Below are 24,549 nucleotides of genomic sequence, written 5' to 3' on the forward strand. Positions count from 1 at the left end.
GGCAACAAAACAATCCTTATCACAAAATTGTATGGATACAATAAATGAATAGCGAATGGGTAATCCTCGGTCCGGCCGCGCTCTATATGATGTCGATGACGCTTACCCCAGGGCCGAACAACGTTATGCTTACCGCCTCTGGTGCGAACTTCGGCTTTAGGCGTACGCTGCCGCATATGTGGGGGATTTTAGGCGGCTGCTTTTTGTTGTTTGCAGGTATAGCACTGGGCTTGGGCGTGCTGTTCGAACGCTACCCGGCGATTCAAACGGCACTGCGCTGGATAGGCAGCGTGTATTTGCTCTATTTGGCATGGAAAATTGCCAGCGCTCCGCCGCCTAACCTTAAGGCGCAGGCCCATAGCGTACCCTTTACATTTTGGCAGGCAGCGTCGTTTCAGTTCGCCAATCCTAAAGCGTGGGTAATGGGACTGGCGTTAATGGCGGGCTTTCTGCCCGAAAGCGGTCAGCCGATAGTCAACGCGCTAGTGCTGGCGGGCTTTGCTGAGCTAGTGGGACTACCGTGCATCGCTTTGTGGGCCGCCTTTGGCACGGCGATTGGACAGTGGATCAAAACGGAGGCCGCGTGGCGGGCGTTCAATATCACCATGGGGGCATTGACCGCCGCCTGCGTCGTGCTGATTTTAGGGTGAAATTCGTTAGCCGCAGCGCAGCGCTTCAATGCCATCTTGATCATCAAGATGGATATTTAAGCGATCCGGACGGTGATCCATGGTGGCCATATCACCAGGGCGCAGCACGCGTACTTGCCGAGCACCGCTATCGCTTTGTAACTGCGCAACGTTAGCCTCGTCGAAGGGCTCACCGATAGCGGATTGAATAGCGTCTAGATCACAGCTGGCAGCCTGCTCACCACTGGAACCGTTCGGCGCTACCGTTGGCGGCGGTGGCGCTGCGTCTACGTCGTCGTTGGCAGGGGAAATCGGCATTTGGGAACTAACGCAGGCCGTTAACAACAGTGCACAAGCGCTAACAGCGACGAACTTAGCCAGAGTAATACGGGGTTTCATCCTTGAATCTCCAAAAAGTAGGTTATCAGAATCGACTATCAACCCCACGGGCCAGGCTAACGCCTGGCCCGTAGGATACCACTTGCTTTAAAACACAGTCTTACTTAATTATTCAGCTGCATCTTGGACGGCTTTACCGCCCTCTTGCACATCCTGACCAGCGCCAGAGATGGTGTTACAACCAGTTAGAACACCCGCTGTCATCAGCAGCATAAAGCTCATGGCCAATAATTTTTCATTTTCCGTTCTCCTTAACGAGTCATTCAACATCGGGAAACTCCACTGGCAACGTAATTTGCCTCTTGGGAGTATTTTCAGGGTAACAGCGTTTTGGCAATCGCGCTCGCTTTCCCTACGACGCTTCGCGGCGACTATACTAGCAATTACCTAAACCCTTTCCTGGAGCCTATCATTTGATCAAATTCGAGCTAGATGAACGCCTTGCCGCCGACACCTTCCCCATCGCAAACCTTCCGCTAAGCCGCGTGCTATTAATGAATGACGCACGCTACCCCTGGGTGATTCTAGTACCGCGCCACGCCTCTATTAGCGAAGTATTTGAGCTTCCTGCTGACGACCAGCAGCAGCTTTGGCGGGAAGCCACTCAGCTAGGTGAAGCAATGAAAACAGCGCTTGAGGGAGACAAAATCAATATTGCCTCGCTAGGCAATGTGGTTAGCCAACTGCATGTACACGTTGTGCTTAGACGGCACAGCGATGCGACCTGGCCGGCACCGGTATGGGGCAATGGCAGCCCCGAACCCTACGATCTGGATGGCCAGGCGCAGTTACGGGACCAGTTGCTGGCACTTATCGATGGGCTTGATATGTAGACTACTTTTACCCCGTTAATGGGTGGCCTTGACGAGCAGGCGGCTCATTGAGGAGCGGCCCACTGGCAGGCTGTGCGACGCCTGCAACGCTAAGCGAAATCCCTAGTACTACTATCAGCGCACCGCCGGCCAAGGCCACCCAGCCGGTGGCTTTTTGTACGCTGCGCTGGCTGTACTGCTGCTTGGATAAGCGCCGCTGCGCCCAGCCACGGGCAAAAATACTCGCCAGGGCAAGCGCTGATACGGTTATCCCAGTGCCGATCGACATGGCCACTACCGATGCCACGCCCACCTCAAACTGACCCAGCAAGCTGGCCGCCCCCAGCATTAATACCGCCCCACTGCAGGGGCGCATACCAATAGCACCGACCGTCATGATGGCCGTACGCCAGTCCAGCGCCTGCTGCGGCTCAATATGGTGGGCTCCGCCGCAGCAATGGCTATGGTCATGGCTGTGTTCATGATGGTGAGTGTGCCCATGGCTATGCTCGTGTTCATGACCAAGGCGGTGTTCATTGCTAGTGGGCTCATAAGCCCGGCGTAGCTGCTTGACGGCGCGCCAACATAGCCACGCCCCTAGCGCGGCTACTAAAAGAAAACTCGCCTGCTCTACCCAGACTACGCTGCCCATTGCTTGACGCGTTATCCAACCTAAGCCGTAAACCAACACCACGACCAGCACGATGGCGGTCACGCCCTGCAGCAATGAGGCGGCAAACGAGAGCCCCATGGCACGCTTCACCGCACCGCCATGGGTGGCTAAATAGGTCGCCAACACGGCCTTACCGTGCCCTGGCCCCGCGGCATGAAAGACACCATAAGCGAAGCTAACGCTCAACAGACTGACCCATGTCGCCAGTGTGGGAACGCGTGACAGTTCGGTAATCGCCAGCGTTAACGAGCGATGCAGATCACGCTGCCAACCGAGCAGTTGATAACTCAGGCCCTGAAAACCACCTTGCCAAACGACGATGAGCACCGCCGCTACCAGCAATACCAGGCCCAGCATTAGCCCTAAATGACGTGTAAACGGCCGCGTTAAAGGCATAATCCCGCTCCATACCGGAAATCGTTACAAAATAACATATTTATCAAATAACACCGTAAGTCGTGAGCAAACTCCTTTTAGCGACAGCCAACTTGACCGGTTTCCGCAAAAAAGCGCCCTAAACCAGGTTCGCCGCTTTCATCCTTATCAAGCAGCGCGGCTTGCATCACCCGCTCAGGGTCTGGGTCAGCGGCAATAACAGAAAGCTCACAGGCAGGCTCACCTTGAAGTATCAGTGCATCATCGCGAGGCTGGCCGCCCTCTTCTTCATGCACCACTTCAATGTAATAAGTGGGATCGAACACTTGATAGGTGAGCGTGGCATCAGCCAGCGGCTGCGGCGATTCAAGCGGCAGAATAAACATAAAGACAAGCCGCCCATCACGCTCCATGGCGGTGTATTCACTTACCTCGCCTAGCGCCTGAAGCTCATCGTTAATGCGCACTTCGGTCAAATAGTGCTCTCCGGAGAGATTATCGCGAATCTCTGTGCCAAGTTGATCAAGGCCCTCTTCGAGGCTTGCGTTTTCTACCTGCTGAAGCTCTTCGAAAACCACCAGGCTGTAAAAGGGATCCATCCGCCACGTTTGATGTAACCCGCTTACCACACCCTCATCATCGGTGATGACCCGCACACTCAAGTCAATCCAACCGTGGGGGTGGGCGCGGGCGTCATGGCTTGCCAGCAAACTACTGATACCCAACACACAGGCCACTGCGGTACACGCCAACCTCATGGTGCAACCCCTAACTTACTCTGCAAGGCCACCAGCCATGGATCTAATAGATAGGGTGGCAACGGCTGATTACCACTCAGCGCAGCGACGCTAACGTGGCTTCCGCTGCCCTCCTCACTGACCTGCAACCTCAGCCGATACTCCGGCCAACGGGCGAGCGATGCCTCGGCACGCCCCAATGACAGGTCCGCATGGCGCACCACATAGCCCTGCTCAATCATTAACTCGACGGCTTCACGAAAGGTCTCTTCTGAGGGCGTGGTATAGAAAAGCTCGCGTGGCTCTAGCGGCTTGGTCGTGGCACAGCCGGCTAATCCGCCCAGCAGCCCCAGCAGCAGCCATAAACGAAGTTTCATAACGGACTCCCGGTCGCGGGCATGCTTTGTTCGTAGCTGGTCTGGAAGCGCCGGCAGAAATCGTCATTGCTGGCACTGTAGGATTCGCGTAGATCGCCAACATGATCAAAGCGGCGAATATCCCGGGATATGCGTATATTGGTGTCATTGACCAACAGCGATACGCGCTCAACCTCTACCGGCTGCTGCCCAATGCCACCGCCAAAACCGCCCCCTATACCGAACCCTATGCCAGAGCCTCGGCCAATACCCAAACCACCAAAGACCCGCATGTCTCGCCCATAGCCGTAGGCATTATCGTACCGATCATAATAGCCGTGTAGAGCACGCTCGCGGCTAGCGCTGATCAAGCCTAGGGCGGTGTCGGTAGAATTAAGCGTAAACCCCCACTCGGTGAGCACATCAACGCTGGTCTCAAGCGACGTTTTTTGAGTGGCAAGCGCGTTGCTGGGCGTGTCGATAGAAAAGTAACACGACGCCGCAGGCGCGGGGTCCGCTTGCGGCAAGCGGTCTGGAACTACTTGGCAGCCAGCGAGCGCTAGCACGCAGGTTAAGCTTATGGGTATCGACTTCATGTTAGTTCCTCTAACGGACGAGGCCGCTGGTTTGCCGTGGGCTTGCGCGCTAAGCTCACCCATCATAGCCATATCTAACGACAGTGCTCTTAAAGACAGTGCTTTGATAAGAACGTTTTGCTAACAAAGCGTTATTAATAATAATTTGCGGAGATCGTGCCAATGAATGTGTTGCTTTGCCCTGACAGCTTCAAAGATGCACTGAGTGCCCAAGACGCCGCCACCGCCATGGCGCGAGGCGTGCAGCGCGCCACGCCTGCTGCGCAAGTACAGTGCTGTCCGCTAGCTGACGGCGGTGAAGGCAGTCTAGACGCATTGATCGCCGCCACCGGCGCCGAGCGCCGCCAACTAAACGTGCAGGATGCCCTTGGGCGCCCTCGCCAAGCGGCCTGGGGCTGGCTTAGCAGCCAGCGTACCGCGTTTATTGAGCTGGCAGAAGCCAGCGGCTTACAACACTTGGCAGCCGATGAGCGCAATGCGCTGCATACGTCTACCTATGGCGTTGGCGAGCTGCTACTAGCGGCGCTGGATCAAGGCGCTGAAAAAGCGCTTTTACTGCTCGGTGGTAGCGCTACAAACGACGCTGGCGCAGGTATGCTGCAGGCGTTGGGTGCCCGCTGTTTAGACCAACACCACCGGCCGCTGCCACCCGGCGGCGCCGCGCTGAGCCAGTTGGCTCGCCTAGACCTAGAGAGGCTAGACCCACGGTTGGCCAGGCTCACGCTGGAAGCCGCCGTTGATGTGGATAATCCGCTGTTGGGCGAGCGCGGCGCCAGCGCGGTATTTGGCCCCCAAAAAGGCGCTTCACCTGAAGAGGTTGAACAGTTAGACCGGGCGCTTGGCCGCTTTGCCGATATCAGCGCGCAGACGTTAGGCGATGATTACCGAAATCTTCCGGGCGCAGGCGCAGCAGGCGGTATGGGATTTGCCGCCAAGGCTTTTTTAAAGGCCACCTTGAAGCCCGGCATTGAGATGATTATGCAGCAGGCGGATATGGCCACGCTCCTGGCCCGCGCTGATCTGGTGATCACCGGCGAAGGCCGCCTGGATGGCCAAAGTTTGTCTGGCAAAACCCCAATTGGCGTTTCCCGCGCGGCCAAACGTCTCAATAAACCGGTGATTGTGCTGGCAGGCAGCTTAGGCGACGGCTGGCAGGCCTGCTTTGATGAAGGCGTCACGGCCGCCTTTGCCTTAGCCGATGGCCCTATGACATTAACGGATGCACTGCCGCGCACTGCAGAGCTATTAGAAGGGCGCTGCGAAAGCTTGCTGCGGCTATGGGCGCAGAGGCCTTGAAAACCATGCCCAGCGCCAGCATCTAGACATTAGTCAAAGGGTAACGACAGCAAGCTAATGTCGTAGCGCTATGGCGACGATACAAAAAACTTGTTTTGCATCGCGCCGCCCACACCCTATTCTTGACACACGTATCTACCGCCGCTCTTTGCGGCACCAAAAGGGAGCAGGATATGACTGACACCAACAGCATTGGCCTACACGAAGGTAGCGCTAGTCAACTCGCCGAGAAGCTCAACGACCTGCTGGCCAACTACCAAATTTTCTATATGAATGTACGCGGCTACCACTGGAACGTTCGCGGCAGTGACTTTTTTGAACTGCACGCCAAGTTCGAAGAGTTTTACACCGATCTGCTGACCAAAGTGGACGAAGTGGCCGAACGCATCCTGACCCTGGGACACAAACCGGTACACGCTTACAGCGACTACGTAAAACTGTCACGTATCCAGGAAGATAAAGACGTACATAACGGCAACACCTGCGTCAAAGGCGTGCTCAAAGGGTACCAAACGATCATTGAACTGCAGCGTGAACTGCTGTCGCTGGCCTCTGATGCCGACGATGAAGGCACCGCCGCCCAAGCCGGAGATTACATCCGCGAGCAGGAAAAAACCATCTGGATGTTAAACGCCTATTTAAGCAAATAAGCGCCATCCGTGGATGTAAAAACGGCACCGTTTAGGTGCCGTTTTTATGCCTGCAGCCACGTTTTTTTTGAGCGCGCGTTAGGATTTAGCTTGCGCTGCAAGATCCTCAATCAACGCCCGTAACATCGCCCAGAACTCCTCAACCGACGCCAGTTCCACCCGCTCATCCGGCGAGTGAGCGCCGCGAATTAGCGGGCCAAAGGAAATCATATCCAAATGCGGGTACTTGCTGCCTAGAATGCCGCACTCAAGCCCCGCATGGATGACCTTAACTTCCGGCTCACGGCCCAGCAACGTCGCATGGCGTGCTTTAAACGTCGCCAATAGAGCGCCGTCAGGATTGGGTGCCCACCCAGGGTAGCCGTTCTCTACTTTTACCCGCGCGCCAATCAACCCAAACAGCGCCTTAAAGCGGTCTGCCATTGCCACCACCGCACTGTCGTGCAGTGAACGCACCAGGGCACAGAGATGCAGCCGCCCATTTTCCAGGCTTAATACGCCCAGGTTATTGGAGGTTTCCACCACACCGGGCACGTCGGCACTCATCCGCTCAACACCGCAGGGGGCCGCATGCAGCGCCGCTAGCAGCATATCGCTGGCATCCAGGGTGAGTGGCTCGGCGATAGGCGCTTGCGTTAGCCGTTGAGCGCTGATGTTAAGACCACTATCGCCACTGCCTAATTCTCTTAGCAGAATGGTTTCCAGCCCGGCAATCGCGACCATCGCGGCGTCTACTTCATCGACAGGCAGCGCCACTTGGGCAAACGCTTCGCGGGGTATCGCATTACGCAAAGTGCCGCCGTGGTAGCTGATTAAGCGCGCATCAAACGCCTCAAGGGAGCGCAATACTCTGACCAACAAACGGTTGGCGTTACCCAGCGGCTGATGAATATCCATGCCAGAGTGGCCGCCCTTCAGGCCGGTCAGGGCAATTTCAATCACCTGCTCATGGTCGCCAGCAGCAGCGCTGGGCAGTTGAGCATCCACTTCAACGTCGGCTCCGCCCGCGCAGCCAATATACACCTGCCCACGATCTTCGCTGTCCAGGTTGAGCAGCAGCGACCCCTCTAGCCAGTTTTCAGCCAAATTCAGTGCACCGCCCATGGAAGTCTCTTCTTCCAGCGTAAACAGCGCCTCCAGCGGCCCGTGGCGCAGCGCCGGGTCTTCCAACACGGCGAGAATAGCCGCTACGCCCATTCCGTTATCGGCGCCTAGGGTCGTGCCGTCGGCGTGCAGCCAGCCGTCGGCCACATAGGTGCTGATCGGGTCGCGGGTAAAATCATGGGCGTGACCGCTATTGGCTTGCGCAACCATATCCAGGTGACCCTGGAGCACCACACCGGGTGCTTCTTCACAGCCGGGGGATGCCGGTTTACGGAGGCGTAAATTACCAAAGGCGTCGCGATCGTGGGTAATACCTTGGCCATCGGCCCAGGATTCGAGAATGGCAACCAGTGCTGCTTCATGCCCAGAGGGGCGCGGCGTATTACACAGGGTGCGAAAGTGGCGCCAAACCAAGCTGGGCGCCAGCGCTTCAAGATGTGCGTTCATGGTGACTCTTCATTATCGGCAACCGGCCTACTTTACCGGCTCAATGAGCGTTTTGACAGCGTCGCGCAGGGCTTGAATTGATTGCTGATGGGCGCCCGCCAGCGGATGATTTTGAAACGCCCACGCGGTCACTTGCTGATGCGCCCACGGCTGCGCAGCCGTTAAGTCACGGTGGCTGGCTTCCCGTGCTAGTGCCTGCAGGGCGGGTCGCGCCAGGGCTGGATCGCGGTGAGCAGTGGCCACGTCGCCAATATCCTGCCATTCGCGGGCATTAAGCGGCGCGCTAGGCAACTGCGAGAGAAGCAGCGCGACCACTGAGGCAGGCAACGTTTTCAGCTCGAATGCTAGCAGGCCGGGCAGCGCGGCCTGAAAGCGCTCGTCTAGATCCGCCAGCACCCTCTCGCCCTGCGTATTCAGCGCTCTTGCCACCATGACGGCAAATTCGCCGGTGGCCGTCTCGCGAGTGACGCCTAAACGCACCGGCGTGAAGCCTTGCGCCAACCAAAATCGCAGCAGTGCAGCTTCAGCACCGAAGGTCGCACCATACAGCGCAACGCCCTGCTGCGTGGCGGCAGCCATATCATCGTGCAATAGCATTTTCGCTAAGCCCCGGCGACGCCGCTCGGGGTGGGTAGCGATACGCACCACCCTTCGCCAGCGGGCAGTTAATGCCTCACGGCAGCCAGCGTGGGTAGCCAGCGATTGGGCCAGCAAATGGCCTTGAGGGCGGCGCTCACCGCGGGCAACATGATCGGCAAGCGCAGGGTCAAAGCCGCCCTCTTCACGAGTGACCAAGACGGCTTGAGGCTCGCTCGCCTGTTCAATAATACGCAGTGCCGTACCGGGGCCATCGAGCAATTGACGCAGGTCGTTAGGGGACGTGCGGTAATGGGACTGCACCAGTAGCCCAAACAGCTTTTCCAGGGTGCAATCGTGGTGGGCAAGCCAGGCGCGATCAATCAGCCTCGTCGCCACTTCGCTACTCTCTTGCTGGGCGGTTGGCAGCGGCGCTTTTAGCAGCAGTAGTTGATTCACCACGGCTTCCAGCGGGTCACTGTTACCCCAACGGATAGGCGCTTTAAGCTCCAGGGCCTTCCACTGCGGGGTAAGCTGTTCAAGGCTATCGCGAAAGCGCAACGCAAACCCACGTCCCGAGCCTTCATAGCCATGTACCGTGGTAGCAAAGGCAATCCGCGGGAAAGCGGTCAGCCACTGGGCTAGCAAGGCAGCGGGAATCGCCGCCGCCTCATCAACCATTAGGTAACTGCCATCGCCACCCTGTTGCTGCGCTTTAATCTGCTCGGTTAAACCGTCTGGCGGTAAAAAAATCAGTTCGCTGCCTTGGGCCAGCACAAAGTGGCCGGGGGCGACCCGACGACCTTGCGGGCAAAGTGCCGCAACGCGCTCAAAGACGCTGTCTACCGCACTGAGTCGCGGCGCAGTGAGTATCACCCGGCTAGTTTTATGCGTTAGCAGCCGCGCGCAGGCGATACCCAGCGCGGCACTTTTCCCGCGCCCACGGTCAGCGGTCATCACCAGCGGGCGACGGCGCTTTAAGCCCACTAATTGCTTAACCGCCAGCGCTTGGTCGACGGTTAAGCACTCTCGGTCATCACTGGCAGCGTTATCTGCTTTTCGTGACGACAGTCTAGGTAGGTGCAGTGGCTGGCCAGCGCGCCAACGTACGACCTGAGCTGATGTCTGCAACTGACGCGCCAAGCGCGAAAGGTAGTGGCAGCTCAGATCTGGCCAGTGCCAGGGATGGTCGGTAAAGCGCGCATAGTCTGGGTCGGGTGCTTCTCCCCACGGTTGCGGGGTGAGTAATATCAGCAAACCACCGGCGGTGATCGTGCCCGCCAGCGCCCCCAACGCCTCAGGATCAAACCCAGTGTCGTGAGTGTCGAGCACTACCAACTGGTGCTCTGCACCCAGGCGCGTGCGCGCCTTGCGTGGCGAGAGGTGTTCGTCTCCCACCCACAGCGGCGCCTGCCAGGGGAGGGCTTGCCATAGCGCCTGGGCCATTGAGCGGCACTGCGGGGCATCGCCGCTTAGCCACACTAGCTGACGCCAGCGGCGGCGGCGGCGGGCTAAACGTTGCGCGTGATGCACTAGCGCTGCCACCACCCGCGCTTGCTGTTGGTTATCTAACACGTGGTTATTGAGCAAATAGTTTCCTACTCCAGTGCGGCTACTTCCTATTACGTTAGCCTATTCAGTGTACCGAAGTGCCGCTGAGCGCTCTAAGCCAGGCTTTCTACTTACAACTTTGGTTGAATGATTTAACTACTTTCAACGTTTTGGTACTACTCAACGGCCCTTTATAAACCTACCGACAAACAATAACACTTTGTTTTAATTAAAAATAAAAGCTTTCCCATTAAAACCCACCACTGAACTCTCTTATATTACTGATATTGCACCGCAGCGGGATTGTTGTGCTAGTTTAGCTCTGCAGCGCTCAAAATCCTTTGTTTACGTAAACGTAACTTTATAGCTCTGCACTTTCCTGCATTCAGGTTACCAACACTAACAACGCCACACGCCAAACCAGGAAATACATCATGAAAAAAATGACTAAATTCGCTCTTTCCGGCCTCGCAGCGGGTATTGCCTTTGCTGCCTTAACCACGACTGCTCAAGCACAAGAAGAGTGGACAATGACCTCCACTTGGCCGGAAAATCTTGATCTAATCAAAATTGACCAGCACTGGGCCGAATTGGTCAATAAGCTGGCGGGCGACGAGCTGCAAATCAATTTTCGTGCAGGCGGCACATTAATGCCCGGTACCGAAGTATTCGATGCCACCGAAACCGGCAGCATTGAAGCCGCAGGCGACTGGCCGGGCTATTGGGCCGGCTTGAACCCCGCCTTTTCGCCACTGGCCACCACCACCAGCCTATTTAATGGCGTTGACTACCTCAACTGGATTCAGCAGTGGGGCGGCCGCGAGCTATACGAAGAGATTTATGGCCAGTTCAACATGGTTTATCTCCCCTACGGCATTACCAATAATGAGTCGGGCTTTATGGGCCGCACCCCGATTGAGAGCATTGCCGATTTAGAAGGCAAGCGTCTACGTCTTTCGGGCCGCGACCAGGGCCGCGTGCTTGAAGAGCTGGGCGGTTCCCAGGTCACTCTGGCAGGCGGTGAAGTCTACCAAGCCATTGAACGCGGCGTTATCGATGCTGGTGAGTTCTCTACGCCTGGGGTCGACTTCAATGCCGGTTTTGCCGAAGTGGCTGACTACTGGGCAACCCCCGGCTGGCACCAGTCGGCCAGCGTATTTGGCGTAATGATCAATAAAGACGCCTGGGATGCGCTCTCAGAAGAGACTCAAGAGACCCTGCGCATCGCGGCAGACGCCACCATGGCATGGTCATTGGCCTGGTCTGAGCGCCAATCCACCGAAGCCACCCAGAAGTTTATCGACGCGGGGGTAACGATCAACCAGTTCTCTGAAGAGGATCTGGCACGCATTCAGGAGGTTACCAACGAGGTTATTCTGCGCGGCGCTTGCGAAGACTCTGACCACGCCAAGGTCTACCAATCGATGATTGCCTATCTTGAGCACTATGCGGCTTGGCGCGATGTTTCCGCACCCTACAATATGAGCCGCGTGATAGACAATCTGCCCTCACTGGAAGAGATCGAAGCCTGCCTGTAAGGCGCTTCTGTGCCGCCTCGGTTTCCGGGGCGGTTTTTTTGTGCTGACCGCGGAGACCTTCCATGAATGCGATTGCTAAGGCGATCGATGCCATCAATGAAGCCTTTGGGCGCATCATCGCTCCATTGATTGCCATCATTACCCTGATTGTGCTTTTCGATATTGCGTCACGTTTTCTGTTTGGGCGCCCCAGCGACTGGGCCTTTGACGTCACCAAAATGCTGTTTGGCGCCCACTTCATGCTGATGGCGGCCTATGGACTCAAACACCACGCTCATGTGGAAGTTGACGTACTGAAACGATTGCTATCGCGCAGGAAGCAAGCGGTGCTGGAGGTGCTCGGCTATCTGATTTTCTTTGTCCCCTTTATCTGGATGCTGATTACCCTGGGCTGGAGCTTCTTTGAACGCGCGTGGAGTCGCGGTGAAACCACCTATGGCATGATTTCGATCCCGGTCTACCCGATTAAAGGGGTGATTGTGGTCGCCGCTATCCTGATCTTACTGCAGGCCATAGCCATTGTGCTGCGTGCCATCATGCAGCTTCGCGAGGAGGCATCAGCATGAACCTAAGTCCTGAGTTACTCACGCTGATGATGTTTGGCGGTCTGATGGTGGGGCTGTTTATGGGCCACCCGCTGGCATTTGTGCTAGGTGGTGTAGCGGTTATCGGTGCCTTTCTTGGCCCCGGCGAGCGCATACTCGGCACCCTGATCAACAATATTTTCGGTAACGCCATGGACAACTATGTGTTGGTGGCGATACCGCTGTTTATCCTAATGGCGCGATTCTTAAACGACTCCGGCGTGACCGAGAAGATGTTTGACGCCATGCGCTTACTACTGGCGAACCTGCGCGGCGGCTTGGCGCTTACCGTGGTTATCGTCTCGGTACTGCTAGCCGCCACCACCGGCATTGTTGGCGCCTCGATTGCAGTGATGGGCATGATTGCCCTGGTACCGATGCTCAAGTATGGCTACAACAAGGAGCTTAGCGCCGGGGTCATTATGGCGAGCGGCTGTTTGGGCATTTTGATTCCACCCAGCATTATGCTGATTCTGATGGCTAGCTACTCACCGGTTTCCGTAGGCGCACTGTTTGCAGGAGCATTAATTCCCGGCCTACTGCTTGGCGTTATGTATGCCCTCTACGTACTGATTATCTGCTTTATCAAACCCAGCTACGGCCCGAAGGTACCGGCAGAAGAGCGTGCAGAAGTCAGCACGAAACAGCTGCTGATTATGTTGGCGAAGTATGTGGTTCCGCCGATGTCGTTGATTCTTGGGGTACTGGGTGCGCTATTTACCGGCGTCGCTACGGCCACCGAGGCCTCGGCCATCGGCGTATTTATTGCTTTTATCCTGTTTATGGTCTTTGGCGACCGCAAAATAAGCACCTGCTTCTGGACAATGATCGAAGCGGGCAAAACCACTACGATGGTAATGCTCGTGCTGGTGGGTGCCACGGCATTTACCGGCGTGTTCTCACGCGGTGGCGGTATGACCGTGATTAGTGATCTGGTCTTGGCCATGCCTGGCGGTACCGTTGGGGCGCTGATCCTAATGCTGTTCCTGGTATTTATCCTGGGTATGTTCCTGGACTGGACCGGCATCGTGCTGCTGAGCTTCCCGATCATGCTGCCGATTGTTGAGACCATGGGCGTAGATATGCTGTGGTTCGTGGTGATGGTAGCGGTAGTACTGCAAACGTCGTTCCTTACCCCGCCCTTTGGTTACGCGCTGTTCTACTTAAAAGGCGTCGCACCGCCCGGCGTCGAAATCGTCCATCTCTACAAGGCAGTCGTGCCCTTCGTGGCACTGATTCTGCTGGCATGTTTGCTGATGTCGTTCTTCCCTTGGCTGATTACCGGACTGCCGAGCATGATACTGGGTTACTAGTCCTCTCCCACCACCAAGCGTATCGTCCAACCATTATGGCCCGCCTCGGCGGGCTTTATTTTGCACTAACGATTGGCCTGCAAAGCTGCAGCAGCGCAGCGCCAATGTTATTATTCACGCCCGTCAGTGATTCGCATTAAGCATTTGCTGCGCTAATTTCCGCTGCTGCAAGGAGTATTCGCTTGTTCAGATCCGGCTATCGCGGGCTATTCGCCTTCACCTCTTCGTTTAGTCATCGTGCTAGCCCCTGGTCGATTGCCCTTATCGCGGTTGCGTTCGTAGTTGCCCTGCCGGTGCTGGTGGTATTTGCCCATATCGCGATGCCCACCGATGGCGTGTGGCAACACTTGGCCAGCACCGTACTTGGCCGTTACTTAAATAACACGTTCTGGCTAGTGGTAACCGTAGGGATCGGTACGCTCATTATTGGCACCGGCACGGCCTGGCTGGTGGTGATGTGCCGTTTCCCCGGTAAACGGCTATTCGAGTGGGCGCTGTTGCTTCCCCTGGCGGTCCCTACCTACGTGATCGCCTACGCCTATACCGACTTCCTGCAATTTGCCGGGCCTTTGCAGAGCCTGCTGCGTGACACTTTTGGCTGGGAGTATGGCGACTACTACTTTCCCAATGTGCGCTCCCTTGGCGGTGCTGCAACGGTGATTACCCTGGTGCTTTACCCTTACGTCTACCTGTTGGCCCGCGCCTCGTTTCTTGAGCAGTCGGTGTGCGTGCTGGATGTGGGGCGTACGCTCGGGCGCGGCCCCTGGAAGCTGTTCGCCAGCGTCGCCGTACCCCTGGCACGCCCGGCGTTGGTGGGTGGCGTTTCGCTGGTGCTCATGGAAACGCTAAACGAGTTCGGCGCTGTGCAGTTCTTTGGCGTTGATACTTTTACTACCGGCATCTACCGCACCTGGTTTGGCATGGGCGAGCAGGTGGCGGCGGCGCAATTGGCGGCCTGCCTACTCACCTTCGTGATTGTGTTAGTGCTGCTGGAGCGCTGGTCGCGGGGCAAGCGCCGCTATTTTCATACCACCAATCGCTATCAGCAGCTGCCGGAATACGCTTTGCACGGCTGGCGCGCTGCCGCAGCAATGCTCGCGTGCCTGCTGCCGGTGCTGGTGGGCTTTTTACTGCCCAGCGGCATTCTGCTCAATTTAGCACTACACGGGGGCGACTCACTCTGGGGCTCGCGCTTTATCGGCTACGCCTGGAACAGTCTTGGGCTGGCAACCGTGGCGGCACTCATCGCCGTGGGCTTGGCGGTGGTGCTGAGTTACGGCGTACGCATGCACGATACGCTGTTTGCCCGGGTGGCTTCACGGGTAGCCTCAATGGGCTATGCGATTCCGGGTTCGGTGGTCGCGGTGGGCATTTTAATTCCGTTTACCTGGCTAGATAACGCGCTCAATACCTGGTTACACAATCACTATGGCTACATCATTGGGCTGGTGTTTAGCGGGTCGGCGTTTATTTTGCTATACGCCTATGTGGTGCGCTTTTTGGCCGTTTCGTTCAATGCGGTAGAGGCCAGTCTAGGCAAAGTGACGCCGAGCATGGATGCCGCCTCACGCACGTTGGGCCAAACCGCTGGCGGCACACTGCGCCATATTCATACGCCGATGATGCGCAGCAGCCTGCTGGCAGCAGGGATCTTAGTCTTTGTCGATGTGATGAAGGAACTGCCCGCGACGATAATTCTGCGCCCCTTCAACTTTGATACGCTGGCGGTCAGGGCACATAACCTCGCCTCAGATGAGCGGTTGGCCGAGGCCTCTACATCGTCACTGGCGATTGTGGTCGTCGGCATTCTGCCGGTTATTCTGCTGAGTATGGCCATGCGCCGCTCGCGCCCCGGCGCCAAGCCCTAATACCTAGCCCTAATACCTAACCCTTACAACTACGCCTCAAGCGGAAACACAAACACCTGGGAAAGGTCGAGGTGAATATCCACCGGCTGCCCCTCAGCGGGTAAAAACACCCCCGGCATGCGAGCGTGCAGGTGCGCCTCAATGCCGTTCTCACCGTGGGCACACAGGTGTAAAAGGCTGGTGCGCCCTAGCAACTTGGCCATCACCACATGGCTATGGCGGTGGGCATCGGCTGGCAAATCACGCACTACAATGCGTAGCGCCTCTGGACGAATCATTATCTGAGCATCGCTGCCTTCGGCCAGGCCCGGCGCGGGCACTCGCCCGACCGGCGTGCTCACCGCGCCATTATGGACGTTGCCCTGCAGTTCGTTAACGTCGCCAAAAAAGGTCACTACGAAAGGGTCTTGTGGCGCGCAGTAGAGCTCACGCGGCGTTCCTGTCTGCACGATCCGCCCGTCCCGCATCAGCGCGATGCGATCGGCCATAAACATGGCTTCTTCAGGGTCATGAGTGACCAACAACGTGGCCGCGCCAACCTTCTTCAATACGTGCAGTGTATCGTCGCGGATACGATCACGCAGCCGCGCATCAAGGCTTGAGAATGGCTCATCCAAGAGCATTAAGCGCGGCGATGGCGCCAGCGCTCTGGCCAGGGCTACCCGCTGCTGCTGGCCTCCCGACAGCATGTGCGGGTAAACATCGATATAACCGGCCATACCCAGCTGCTCAAGCAGCTGTTTAGCCCGTTCACGGCGCTGGCCTGACGCTAAGTGCTTAAGCCCAAAGGTAACATTCTCCAAAACGGTGAGGTGAGGGAAAAGCGCCGAGTCTTGAAACGCCAGTCCCACATTGCGCTTTTCCGGCGGCACATGGCGTTGGCCAGGCGCGGCAATATAGGCATCCTCCAAAGAGACGCTGCCCTCCTGCAACACTTCCAACCCTGCGGCGATACGCAATAGCGTGGTTTTGCCACATCCTGAAGGGCCCAACAGGCAAACGACCTCACCAGGAGCAACACTTAAATCCACCCCTTTGACCACCCATTGGTCGTCATAAGCGTGGCGTACATTGTGCAGGGTAAGCGCCGTCGAACCCGACGCTACCTGAGCGACTTTAAGGCTTGCTGTCATAAATCACCGCTTTGCAGCTGGACAAACCGCGTCAGTAAACGCCTAAACGCGGATTCAATACATTTGAAAGTTATTTGCATTCTATTTTTTATTGATCCGTTATGCACGTACCACCTTTTATCGAGACACAAGGCCTTGACGCCGGGCATACGAAACGCTTCAATAACAATGTTAATAATGCTACTTATTATCATTTGACAAATAAGGATGTGCTTGATGAAAACCGTACGCTTTGTTGCTCCTATGGCAGCGATAATGGTGGGAACTGCCTTTGCCGGTCAGGCCATGGCAGATGAGCTCAACCTTTACTCCGCTCGCCACTACGACTCTGACGAACGCCTCTACGATGCTTTCACAGAAGAGACGGGTATTGAAATTAACATCCTTGAAGGCGACTCGGACCAGTTGATTGAGCGCATTCAGCGCGAAGGCGTAGCCAGCCCGGCTGATATTATGCTGACCGTCGATGCTGGCCGTTTATGGCGCGCAGAAGACGAAGGCATTTTCCAAAGCGTTGAATCCGATGTTCTCAACGAGCGTCTGCCCGAAGCCATGCGTCATCCTGACGGTCTATGGTTCGGTTTTAGTCAGCGCGCGCGGGCAATTTACTACAACCGCGAAAACTTCGATCCAAGCCAGATTACCAGCTACGAAGACCTTGCCGACCCGCAGTTTGAAGGCAAAGTGTGCATTCGCTCCTCCAACAATATTTACAACCAGTCGTTGCTGGCCGCGATGATTGAGCACCACGGCGAAGAGGGTGCGCAAGAGTGGGCCCAGGGCGTGGTTGATAATATGGCGCGTGACCCGGAAGGCGGCGATACCGACCAGATTCTTGGCGTTGCCAGCGGCGAGTGCGATATTGGCGTGGCCAACCACTACTACTACGTGCGTCTGCTAAAGTCTGACGACGACGCCGAGCGCGAAGCCGCCCGTAAAGTGGGTATTATCTTCCCCAACCAGGATGACCGCGGCACTCACGTCAATGTTGGCGGCGCCGGTGTCGTAGAAGGTGCGCCTAACCGTGAAAATGCGGTGCACTTCCTCGAGTACCTGGCTTCCGACACCGCCCAGGAAATCTTTGCCTCCGGTAACAATGAGTTCCCGGTGGTGGAAGGCATCAAGAAAGACCCGGTGCTGGAATCGTGGGGCAACTTCAAAACGGATGATGTGAATATCAGCGTACTGGGTGAGAACAACCCTGAAGCGATCCGTATTTTTGACCGCGTCGGCTGGCGTTAAGCCGTTAGCCGAACCCCGCAGCCACTGGCTGCGGGGTTTTCGTTTTCAGCGTACCTATCACGTTTAGTGGGCCTCATCCCAGTTGGCGCCGCTCTCAGCTTCCACAATCAGTGACACTTTCAGCTCCGCCGCACCCTGCATGCGCTTTTGCACCTGCTCGATAAACGCCTCAACCTGCTTCTCGGCCACTTCAAACACCAGCTCATCGTGCACTTGCATCACCATCAGCGCGTCGAAATCGCCTTCCGCTAGCCATGCATCCACATCGATCATCGCCTGCTTGATGATGTCGGCGGCGGTGCCCTGCATCGGTGCGTTGATCGCGGTGCGCTCGGCGCCTTGGCGGCGGTTGCGGTTTTGCGACTGAATTTCCGGCAGGTAAAGCCGCCGCCCTAATACGGTTTCGACAAAACCATCCTCCGCCGCTTGCGAGCGAATGCGCTCCATATAGCGGGCCACGCCGGGATAGCGGTCAAAGTAGCGATCAATGTAGGTTTGCGCCTGGTTACGTTCGATATGCAGTTGGCGCGATAGCCCCCAGGCACTCATGCCGTAGATCAAGCCAAAGTTAATCGCTTTGGCGCTGCGGCGCTGATCGCCAGAGACTTTCTCAAGGGAGGTGCCGAAGACTTCCGCCGCCGTGGCGGTGTGGATATCGCGCCCTTCGGCAAACGCTTCCAGCAGGCCTTTATCCTCGGAAAGGTGCGCCATAATACGCAGCTCAATTTGCGAGTAGTCGGCGGCGACAATACGGTAACCAGGGCGGGCAATAAACGCCTGACGAATTTTTCGCCCCTCTTCAGTACGGATGGGAATGTTCTGTAAGTTGGGATCCGACGACGACAGCCGCCCGGTCGCGGTGACCGCCTGATGGTAGCTGGTATGCACCCGGCCAGTGGCTTTGTTAAGCAAACGCGGCAGCTTATCGGTGTAGGTGGACTTCAGCTTGGCCAGCCCCCGGTGCTGCATGATGACCTTGGGCAGCGGGTAGTCCAGCGCCAGCTCTTCCAGCACGCCTTCTGCGGTAGAGGGCGCACCTTTTGGAGTTTTCTTGAGCACTGGGATTTTCTGCTCTTCAAACAGAATCTGCCCTAACTGCTTAGGTGAGCCGAGATTAAATTCGCGCCCGGCCAGTTCAAACGCCTCGCGTTCTAATTCGCCAATGCGCTGCTCTAACTGTTGGCTCTGTTGATGCAGGCGCTCGGCATCTACCGCAACACCGTTGCGCTCAATGCGCGAAAGCACTTTGATCAGCGGCAGCTCAATATTATCCAGCACCTCCGCCAGACGCCCTTCGCTTTCGACCTGGGGACGCAGCGTTTGCTGCAGCCGCAGGGTAATATCAACATCTTCGCAGGCGTAAGGCGCCGCTTGTTCCAGGGCGATCTGGTTAAAGGTCAGCTGCTTGGCGCCCTTACCAGCAATCTCTTCAAAGGAGATGGTCTTTTCACCCAAATACTTGAGCGCCAGCGAATCCATATCGTGGCGGGTGGCGGTGGAGTTGAGCACATAGGAGGCCAGCATGGTGTCGGCAAACGGGCCCGCCACGGAAATTGCGTAGTTGGCCAGCACGGAGATGTCGTACTTAAGATTTTGGCCAATTTTGGTTTTTTTCGGGTCTTCCAACAGCGGCTTTAACGCGGCGAGTACTGCTTTACGGTCAAGCTGTTGGGGAGCATCCAGGTAGTCGTGGGCCAGCGGAATATAGGCCGCCTCCCCCGCTTCCAGCGATAAGCCGACGCCGACGATTTCCGCGTCCATATAGTTGAGGCTGGTGGTTTCCAAATCAAAACAGAAGCGCTCGGCGTTGTGTAGCCGTTCCAGCCAGCGCTCAAAGTCTGCCTGTGCGAGAATGACGTGATCGTCACGATCAGACGCTTGGGTAGAAGCGCTCGAGCCCTCGGATTCGCTCTCTGCCGCCTCAGCGCTGACAGGCGCAGGCTCGCCGCCTTTAACGTCATCCACGCCTTCGTCTTTGCCCTCCAGCAGTTCACCTAGCCACTGGCGGAACTCCATTTCTTTATACAGCGTGACCAGCGCTTCACGGTCCGGGTGGGCGATATCTAAATCATCCAAGCCCACCGGCAGTTCGCAGTCGACCTTGATGGTGGCCAACTGATAAGAGAGAAACGCCTGGTCACGATGCTCTTCAAGCTTCTTGGGCAGCGTTTTCGCGCCCCGGAAGCTGAGCGTTTTTACTCGCTCTAAGTCGCCATAAATAGTCTCCAGCCCGCCGCCCATACCTTGCAGCAAGCCAATCGCGGTCTTTTCACCCACGCCGGGTACGCCGGGAATGTTATCGACCTTGTCGCCCATTAGGGCGAGAAAATCGATAATCAGCGCGGGCGGCAAGCCAAACTTTTGCTCCACGCCCGCCTCGTCCAGCGTTTCATCCTTCATGGTATTAACTAGCGTGATATGCGCATTGACCAGCTGCGCCATGTCTTTATCGCCGGTGGAGATCACCGCGTCGCGCCCCGCCTGGGTGGCGTGGTGGGCCAGGGTGCCAATTACATCATCTGCTTCGACGCCTTCAACGCATAGCAGCGGCAGGCCCAGCGCCTTTACACAGGCGTGCAGTGGGGCGATCTGGCTGCGCAGGTCATCGGGCATGGGTGGGCGGTGCGCTTTGTAGTCGCTGTACATGTCATCGCGGAAGGTTTTGCCTGGGGCATCGAATACCACCGCCATGGGGCTTTGCGGGTAATCCTTGATCAGCCGCTTGAGCATGTTCAACACGCCCTTCACCGCGCCGGTAGGCTGACCATTGGAGGTCGTGAGCGGCGGCAGCGCGTGAAACGCACGGTAAAGATAAGAGGAGCCATCGACGAGAACGATCGGAGCGCGAGCCATAACCAAGTTCCATTGTTGAAAAAGTGCTGAAAAGAGTGCTGAAAAGAGTTGCTCACATAATACGCGTTGCGCGGGCTGCCTGCAGGGCCAAACTGGCGCTGCCACATTTACATGTGACAACAACGCTGCCAACTGAGCTTTCAAGCCGCTACAATAATGGGCTTAGCAACCTGGGCGAGACTCTCATGGCTGTATTTACCCCGCTTAGCGACGCACAGGTCGCTGCGTTTTTAGAAAAATTTGATGTTGGTAGTTTCGTTTCCCTACAAGGAGTCGCGGGCGGCACCGAAAATTCGACATTTTTTGTGACCACCGACCGCCGCGAGCTGGTATTGACCTTGTTCGAACAGGGCGAGCACGATGAGCTGCCGTTCTTTGTTGAGCTGCTGGATTATTTAGACGAGCACCGCCTACCGGTGCCCGGCACGGTGCATGACCGTGAAGGCATTGCGCTGCATAGCCTGGAAGGCAAACCGGCGCTACTGTTCCCGCGTCTGCCTGGTCGTCATCCTGAGGCACCCAACTTAGCCCAGTGCCACGCCCTGGGCGATACGTTGGGCCGCCTGCACGTGGTGTCAAAGCGCTTTCCTGGCCACCGCCCGAACCCGCGTGACCTGAGTTGGCTGCACGTTATGCACCATAAAGTGCTGAGCTATATAAGCCCGGCTGACCAAACGTTGATGAAAAATGCAGTCGACGATTTTGAAAGCGCCTTCAGCCAACACGGTGAGCTGCCCCAGGGCGCCCTTCACGGTGATCTGTTCCGCGATAACACCCTGTTCGAGGGGGATCAGCTCGGCGGGATTATCGACTTTTATAATGGCTGCACCGGCGACCTGCTGTTTGATTTGGCAATTGTGATCAACGACTGGGCCTCTAACGAAGATGGCACGCTCAACTCTGAGCGCTACGCGACTATGCTGCGCGCCTATCAGGCACGTCGCCCACTAACCACCGCCGAGCGTGAACTGTGGCCGACCATGCTGCGCATGACGGCGCTGCGCTACTGGCTGTCACGCCTGTTAGTAGTCTATGTTGATCCACCGGCCCACGATTTGACCCCCCACGACCCTGACCGCTTCCGTACTATTTTAACCGCGCGCATTAGCCACGGTGCACTGCCGCTGCCTGAGGTTACTACATGAGTGTGATGGCAACGACTAGCCCTGCCCTACGCGCGCGGCGCACCTGGAATATCGACCAATGGGGTAGCGGCTACTTCGATGTCGACGATCACGGCCAAGCGCTGGTGCGCCCGCTGGGCAGTGATGCGGAAGGCCCAGCGCTACCGCTAAGCGGCTTGGTTCGCCAGCTGCAAAGTGCCGGGCTGCGCCTGCCGGTACTGGTACGCTTTAGCGACATTCTGCATGACCGCGTTGAGCAACTGTGTGGCGCCTTTGATGCCGCAATGAGCGACTACAATTACCGGGGCGGCTATACCGCCGTTTACCCGATTAAAGTCAATCAGCAGCGCCGTGTTGTCGAAGAGATTTTGGCCACCGCTGAGCGCGGTAATGGCCGCGTTGGGCTGGAAGCGGGCAGCAAGCCGGAGCTGCTGGCGGTGCTGGCGCTTTCCGACGGCGGCTCCTCGCTGATTGTGTGCAACGGCTACAAAGACCGCGAATACGTGCGACTGGCGCTGCTGGGGGAAAAGCTCGGCCATAAGGTCTACTTAGTGGTCGAAAAGCTCTCCGAACTGCAGCTGATTTTAGAAGAAGCCCGTGAGCTGGAAGTAACGCCGCGTATTGGCCTGCGCGCTCGCCTGGCCTCGGTGGGTAAAGGCAAGTGGCAGAATACTGGCGGCGAAAAATCCAAGTTCGGGCTAACCGCTAGCCAGATTCTTGAGGTCGTCGAGACCCTGCGCAATGAGAGCGCGCTTGAAAGCTTACAGCTAGTGCACTTCCATTTGGGTTCGCAAATCGCCAACATTCGCGATATCCAGCGCGGCCTGCGCGAGTGCGCGCGCTTCTACCAGAACCTGATGCAGCTGGGCGCGCCGATCGATACCGTGGACGTTGGCGGCGGCTTAGGAATTGATTACGAAGGCACCCGCTCGCGCAGCTTCTGCTCGGCTAATTATTCGATGCGCGAATACGCGCGCAACGTGGTCAGCGCCTTTGCCCAGCTGTGCCAAGAGGCTAACCTGCCGCAGCCGCATCTGATTAGCGAATCCGGCCGCGCGCTAACCGCCCACCACGCGGTACTGATCACCAACGTGATTGGTGAAGAGCGTATTGACGACACTCCACCGCAACGGCATGTGCTAGGCGGGAGTCGAGAAGAGCACCAAGAAGATGCCCAAGTAGAGCTGCTGTGGCGCGTGTTTGAGCAACTCGCTACCGCCCAGGAGCCGCGCATGCTGGTAGAAGCCTGGCACGATCTTCTCCAAGCGGTAAGCGAGTTGCAGGAGCGCTTTGTGATGGGTCTGAGTAATATCACCGCCCGTGCCGAAGGCGAGCGGGTGTATATGGCCGCCTGCGCGCGGCTGCGCGCCCAGCTTGATACCCGCAATCGTGCCCATCGGGAAATTATGGATGAGCTGGCCGAGAAGCTGGCCGATAAACTGTTCGTCAACTTCTCGCTGTTCCAGTCGGTACCGGATGTGTGGGGCATCGAGCAGATTTTTCCGGTGCTACCCCTGAGTGGGCTTGATCAGCCACCCACTAGGCGCGCGGTCATTCAAGATATTACCTGCGACTCCGATGGCCGCATCGATAACTACGTTGATGGCCAAGGTGTTGAGAGCACCCTACCGCTGCCAGAGTGGGCATCGGACGACGAGCGTTGGTTAGGGTTCTTTCTCGTCGGCGCCTATCAGGAAATTCTTGGCGACCTGCATAACCTGTTCGGCGACACCGACTCCGTTGACGCTGCACTCAATGCAGACGGCGAGTGGACACTTTCAAACCCGCTGGCGGGGGACTCGGTGGCCCAAGTACTCGCCTACGTCAACTTCAATGCCAACGTTCTCAAGCAAAAGCTCACCGACCAGCTGGCGGCCAGCGGCTTTACGGCTGAAGAGCAGGCACGCTTTGCGGCAAGCTTAAGCGAAGGGCTTGAAGGCTACACCTATCTTGAATAACGCCCAGCCCCCCCTTGATGGTAGGGTGGCGGCTCTATGGGACCTAACAGCGCCATTAACTACTCAACGACGTTGGTTTCGATTTCTAAACCACCGGTCAAGGTTAAGCGCAGCGAAGAACCACGAACTAATTCACCTACCCCTGAAGGGGTGCCGGTCAAAATCACGTCACCCGGTTCCAAGGTGAAATGGCGGCTCATTTCGGCCACTAGCGTGGGTACTGCAAAGATCATATCAGCACCTTCTCCGTGCTGACGCTCTTCACCGTCGATCTCTAGCGTAAATGCCAGCGCATTCCAGTTGGGAACACGGCTTAGCGGCAGAAATGACGAGAGTGGGCAAGCACCATCAAAAGCTTTGGCGATCTCCCAAGGGTGCCCCTTCTCTTTTAGCTTTGTCTGTACATCACGCAGGGTTAAATCCATTGCCAAACCAATCCCGACAATCGCACGCTCGGCTTCGTCCAGGGTGGCATGGGTCAAGGTTTCACCCACCAACAGTGCAAGCTCTGTTTCATAGTGCACGTCGCCGCGTGAAAAAGGCGGATCTAACGGTTTGCTTAAACCCACCACGCTGGTCGCGGGCTTGATGAACAGCAGTGGTTCAGTAGGAACCGGATTATCCAGTTCTTTCGCATGGTCAGCATAATTGCGGCCGATGCAGACAACCTTACCCAGCGCGTGGGGAAACTCCTGGCCATCGGTAAACTGTAGAACAAAACGCATGGCGGGTATT

Annotated in this window: 22 protein-coding genes; 11 read left to right on the top strand and 11 right to left on the bottom strand. The window is 56.9% G+C overall.

Annotated elements, in window-relative coordinates; translation table 11 throughout:
- Nucleotides 1-44: 44 nt before the first annotated feature.
- Nucleotides 45-650, top strand: coding sequence for a LysE family translocator (locus ACQE2I_RS14380; protein WP_427028735.1), 606 nt, complete (start codon nucleotides 45-47; stop codon nucleotides 648-650).
- A 6-nt stretch (nucleotides 651-656) separates the two neighbouring features.
- Here the strand turns inward: ACQE2I_RS14380 and ACQE2I_RS14385 are convergent, their stop codons facing one another.
- Together ACQE2I_RS14385 and ACQE2I_RS14390 are read right to left on the bottom strand one after the other, a co-directional pair.
- Nucleotides 657-1,028: an I78 family peptidase inhibitor gene (locus ACQE2I_RS14385; RefSeq protein ID WP_427028736.1), complete on the bottom strand. Its 372-nt coding sequence runs from the start codon at nucleotides 1,026-1,028 to the stop codon at nucleotides 657-659.
- Nucleotides 1,029-1,136: 108 nt separating this feature from the next.
- Nucleotides 1,137-1,298: an entericidin A/B family lipoprotein gene (locus tag ACQE2I_RS14390; protein WP_427028737.1), complete on the bottom strand. Its 162-nt coding sequence runs from the start codon at nucleotides 1,296-1,298 to the stop codon at nucleotides 1,137-1,139.
- Nucleotides 1,299-1,441: 143 nt separating this feature from the next.
- Here ACQE2I_RS14390 and ACQE2I_RS14395 point away from each other — a divergent pair, with 143 nt between their 5' ends.
- Nucleotides 1,442-1,861 carry an HIT domain-containing protein gene (locus tag ACQE2I_RS14395; RefSeq protein ID WP_427028738.1) on the top strand — a complete coding sequence of 140 codons (420 nt, stop codon included), beginning with the start codon at nucleotides 1,442-1,444 and terminating at the stop codon, nucleotides 1,859-1,861.
- Nucleotides 1,862-1,868: 7 nt separating this feature from the next.
- Here ACQE2I_RS14395 and ACQE2I_RS14400 read toward each other — a convergent pair whose 3' ends face one another.
- The 4 genes from ACQE2I_RS14400 to ACQE2I_RS14415 form a co-directional block, all read right to left on the bottom strand.
- Nucleotides 1,869-2,909: a nickel/cobalt transporter gene (locus ACQE2I_RS14400; protein WP_427028739.1), complete on the bottom strand. Its 1,041-nt coding sequence runs from the start codon at nucleotides 2,907-2,909 to the stop codon at nucleotides 1,869-1,871.
- 77 nt (nucleotides 2,910-2,986) lie between these two features.
- On the bottom strand, nucleotides 2,987-3,646 hold the full coding sequence (locus ACQE2I_RS14405; protein ID WP_427028740.1) for a DUF1007 family protein: 660 nt from the start codon (nucleotides 3,644-3,646) through the stop codon (nucleotides 2,987-2,989).
- Nucleotides 3,643-4,002, bottom strand: a complete 360-nt coding sequence (locus tag ACQE2I_RS14410) for a hypothetical protein (RefSeq protein ID WP_427028741.1) — start codon at nucleotides 4,000-4,002, stop codon at nucleotides 3,643-3,645. The genes ACQE2I_RS14405 and ACQE2I_RS14410 overlap by 4 nt, the downstream gene beginning before the upstream one ends.
- Nucleotides 3,999-4,577, bottom strand: a complete 579-nt coding sequence (locus ACQE2I_RS14415) for a hypothetical protein (RefSeq protein WP_427028742.1) — start codon at nucleotides 4,575-4,577, stop codon at nucleotides 3,999-4,001. The genes ACQE2I_RS14410 and ACQE2I_RS14415 overlap by 4 nt, the downstream gene beginning before the upstream one ends.
- Before the next feature lie 162 nt (nucleotides 4,578-4,739).
- Between ACQE2I_RS14415 and ACQE2I_RS14420 the strand changes: the two genes are divergently transcribed.
- Together ACQE2I_RS14420 and ACQE2I_RS14425 are read left to right on the top strand one after the other, a co-directional pair.
- Nucleotides 4,740-5,873 (top strand): glycerate kinase, encoded by a 1,134-nt coding sequence (locus ACQE2I_RS14420; protein ID WP_427028743.1) that lies wholly within the window; start codon nucleotides 4,740-4,742, stop codon nucleotides 5,871-5,873.
- Between the two features lie 173 nt (nucleotides 5,874-6,046).
- Nucleotides 6,047-6,523, top strand: a complete 477-nt coding sequence (locus ACQE2I_RS14425) for a Dps family protein (RefSeq protein WP_427028744.1) — start codon at nucleotides 6,047-6,049, stop codon at nucleotides 6,521-6,523.
- Nucleotides 6,524-6,601: 78 nt separating this feature from the next.
- On the opposite strand, the gene ACQE2I_RS14430 is transcribed toward ACQE2I_RS14425, so the two are convergent.
- Entirely contained in the window at nucleotides 6,602-8,074 is a 1,473-nt protein-coding gene (locus ACQE2I_RS14430) for an aminoacyl-histidine dipeptidase (protein WP_427028745.1), read from the bottom strand.
- Nucleotides 8,075-8,101: 27 nt separating this feature from the next.
- A complete protein-coding gene (locus ACQE2I_RS14435; RefSeq protein ID WP_427028746.1) occupies nucleotides 8,102-10,240 on the bottom strand; it encodes a tRNA(Met) cytidine acetyltransferase TmcA in 2,139 nt (712 codons plus the stop codon).
- A gap of 395 nt (nucleotides 10,241-10,635) precedes the next feature.
- On the opposite strand from ACQE2I_RS14435, the gene dctP reads away from it, so the two are divergent.
- The 4 genes from dctP to ACQE2I_RS14455 all read left to right on the top strand — a co-directional run bounded on the left by dctP (nucleotide 10,636) and on the right by ACQE2I_RS14455 (nucleotide 15,504).
- On the top strand, nucleotides 10,636-11,739 hold the full coding sequence (gene dctP, locus ACQE2I_RS14440) for a TRAP transporter substrate-binding protein DctP (RefSeq protein WP_427028747.1): 1,104 nt from the start codon (nucleotides 10,636-10,638) through the stop codon (nucleotides 11,737-11,739).
- Nucleotides 11,740-11,801: 62 nt separating this feature from the next.
- Nucleotides 11,802-12,305: a TRAP transporter small permease subunit gene (locus ACQE2I_RS14445; RefSeq protein ID WP_427028748.1), complete on the top strand. Its 504-nt coding sequence runs from the start codon at nucleotides 11,802-11,804 to the stop codon at nucleotides 12,303-12,305.
- Complete coding sequence (locus ACQE2I_RS14450) at nucleotides 12,302-13,636, top strand: TRAP transporter large permease (RefSeq protein ID WP_427028749.1); 1,335 nt, start codon at nucleotides 12,302-12,304, stop codon at nucleotides 13,634-13,636. Before ACQE2I_RS14445 ends, ACQE2I_RS14450 begins: the two co-directional genes overlap by 4 nt.
- Before the next feature lie 182 nt (nucleotides 13,637-13,818).
- A complete protein-coding gene (locus ACQE2I_RS14455; protein WP_427028750.1) occupies nucleotides 13,819-15,504 on the top strand; it encodes an ABC transporter permease in 1,686 nt (561 codons plus the stop codon).
- A 29-nt stretch (nucleotides 15,505-15,533) separates the two neighbouring features.
- On the opposite strand, the gene ACQE2I_RS14460 is transcribed toward ACQE2I_RS14455, so the two are convergent.
- A complete protein-coding gene (locus ACQE2I_RS14460; RefSeq protein WP_427028751.1) occupies nucleotides 15,534-16,637 on the bottom strand; it encodes an ABC transporter ATP-binding protein in 1,104 nt (367 codons plus the stop codon).
- A gap of 216 nt (nucleotides 16,638-16,853) precedes the next feature.
- Here ACQE2I_RS14460 and ACQE2I_RS14465 point away from each other — a divergent pair, with 216 nt between their 5' ends.
- On the top strand, nucleotides 16,854-17,879 hold the full coding sequence (locus ACQE2I_RS14465; protein WP_427028752.1) for a Fe(3+) ABC transporter substrate-binding protein: 1,026 nt from the start codon (nucleotides 16,854-16,856) through the stop codon (nucleotides 17,877-17,879).
- A 63-nt stretch (nucleotides 17,880-17,942) separates the two neighbouring features.
- Here ACQE2I_RS14465 and polA read toward each other — a convergent pair whose 3' ends face one another.
- Complete coding sequence (gene polA / locus ACQE2I_RS14470) at nucleotides 17,943-20,732, bottom strand: DNA polymerase I (RefSeq protein WP_427028754.1); 2,790 nt, start codon at nucleotides 20,730-20,732, stop codon at nucleotides 17,943-17,945.
- A gap of 185 nt (nucleotides 20,733-20,917) precedes the next feature.
- On the opposite strand from polA, the gene ACQE2I_RS14475 reads away from it, so the two are divergent.
- Both ACQE2I_RS14475 and speA read left to right on the top strand, forming a co-directional pair.
- Nucleotides 20,918-21,877, top strand: a complete 960-nt coding sequence (locus ACQE2I_RS14475) for a homoserine kinase (protein WP_427028755.1) — start codon at nucleotides 20,918-20,920, stop codon at nucleotides 21,875-21,877.
- Nucleotides 21,874-23,814 carry a biosynthetic arginine decarboxylase gene (speA, locus tag ACQE2I_RS14480; protein ID WP_427028756.1) on the top strand — a complete coding sequence of 647 codons (1,941 nt, stop codon included), beginning with the start codon at nucleotides 21,874-21,876 and terminating at the stop codon, nucleotides 23,812-23,814. The genes ACQE2I_RS14475 and speA overlap by 4 nt, the downstream gene beginning before the upstream one ends.
- Nucleotides 23,815-23,873: 59 nt before the next feature.
- Here speA and ACQE2I_RS14485 read toward each other — a convergent pair whose 3' ends face one another.
- On the bottom strand, nucleotides 23,874-24,539 hold the full coding sequence (locus ACQE2I_RS14485) for a fumarylacetoacetate hydrolase family protein (RefSeq protein ID WP_427028757.1): 666 nt from the start codon (nucleotides 24,537-24,539) through the stop codon (nucleotides 23,874-23,876).
- Nucleotides 24,540-24,549: the final 10 nt, after the last annotated feature.

This window comes from Halomonas sp. H2 (assembly GCF_050215315.1).
Taxonomy (GTDB): domain Bacteria; phylum Pseudomonadota; class Gammaproteobacteria; order Pseudomonadales; family Halomonadaceae; genus Vreelandella.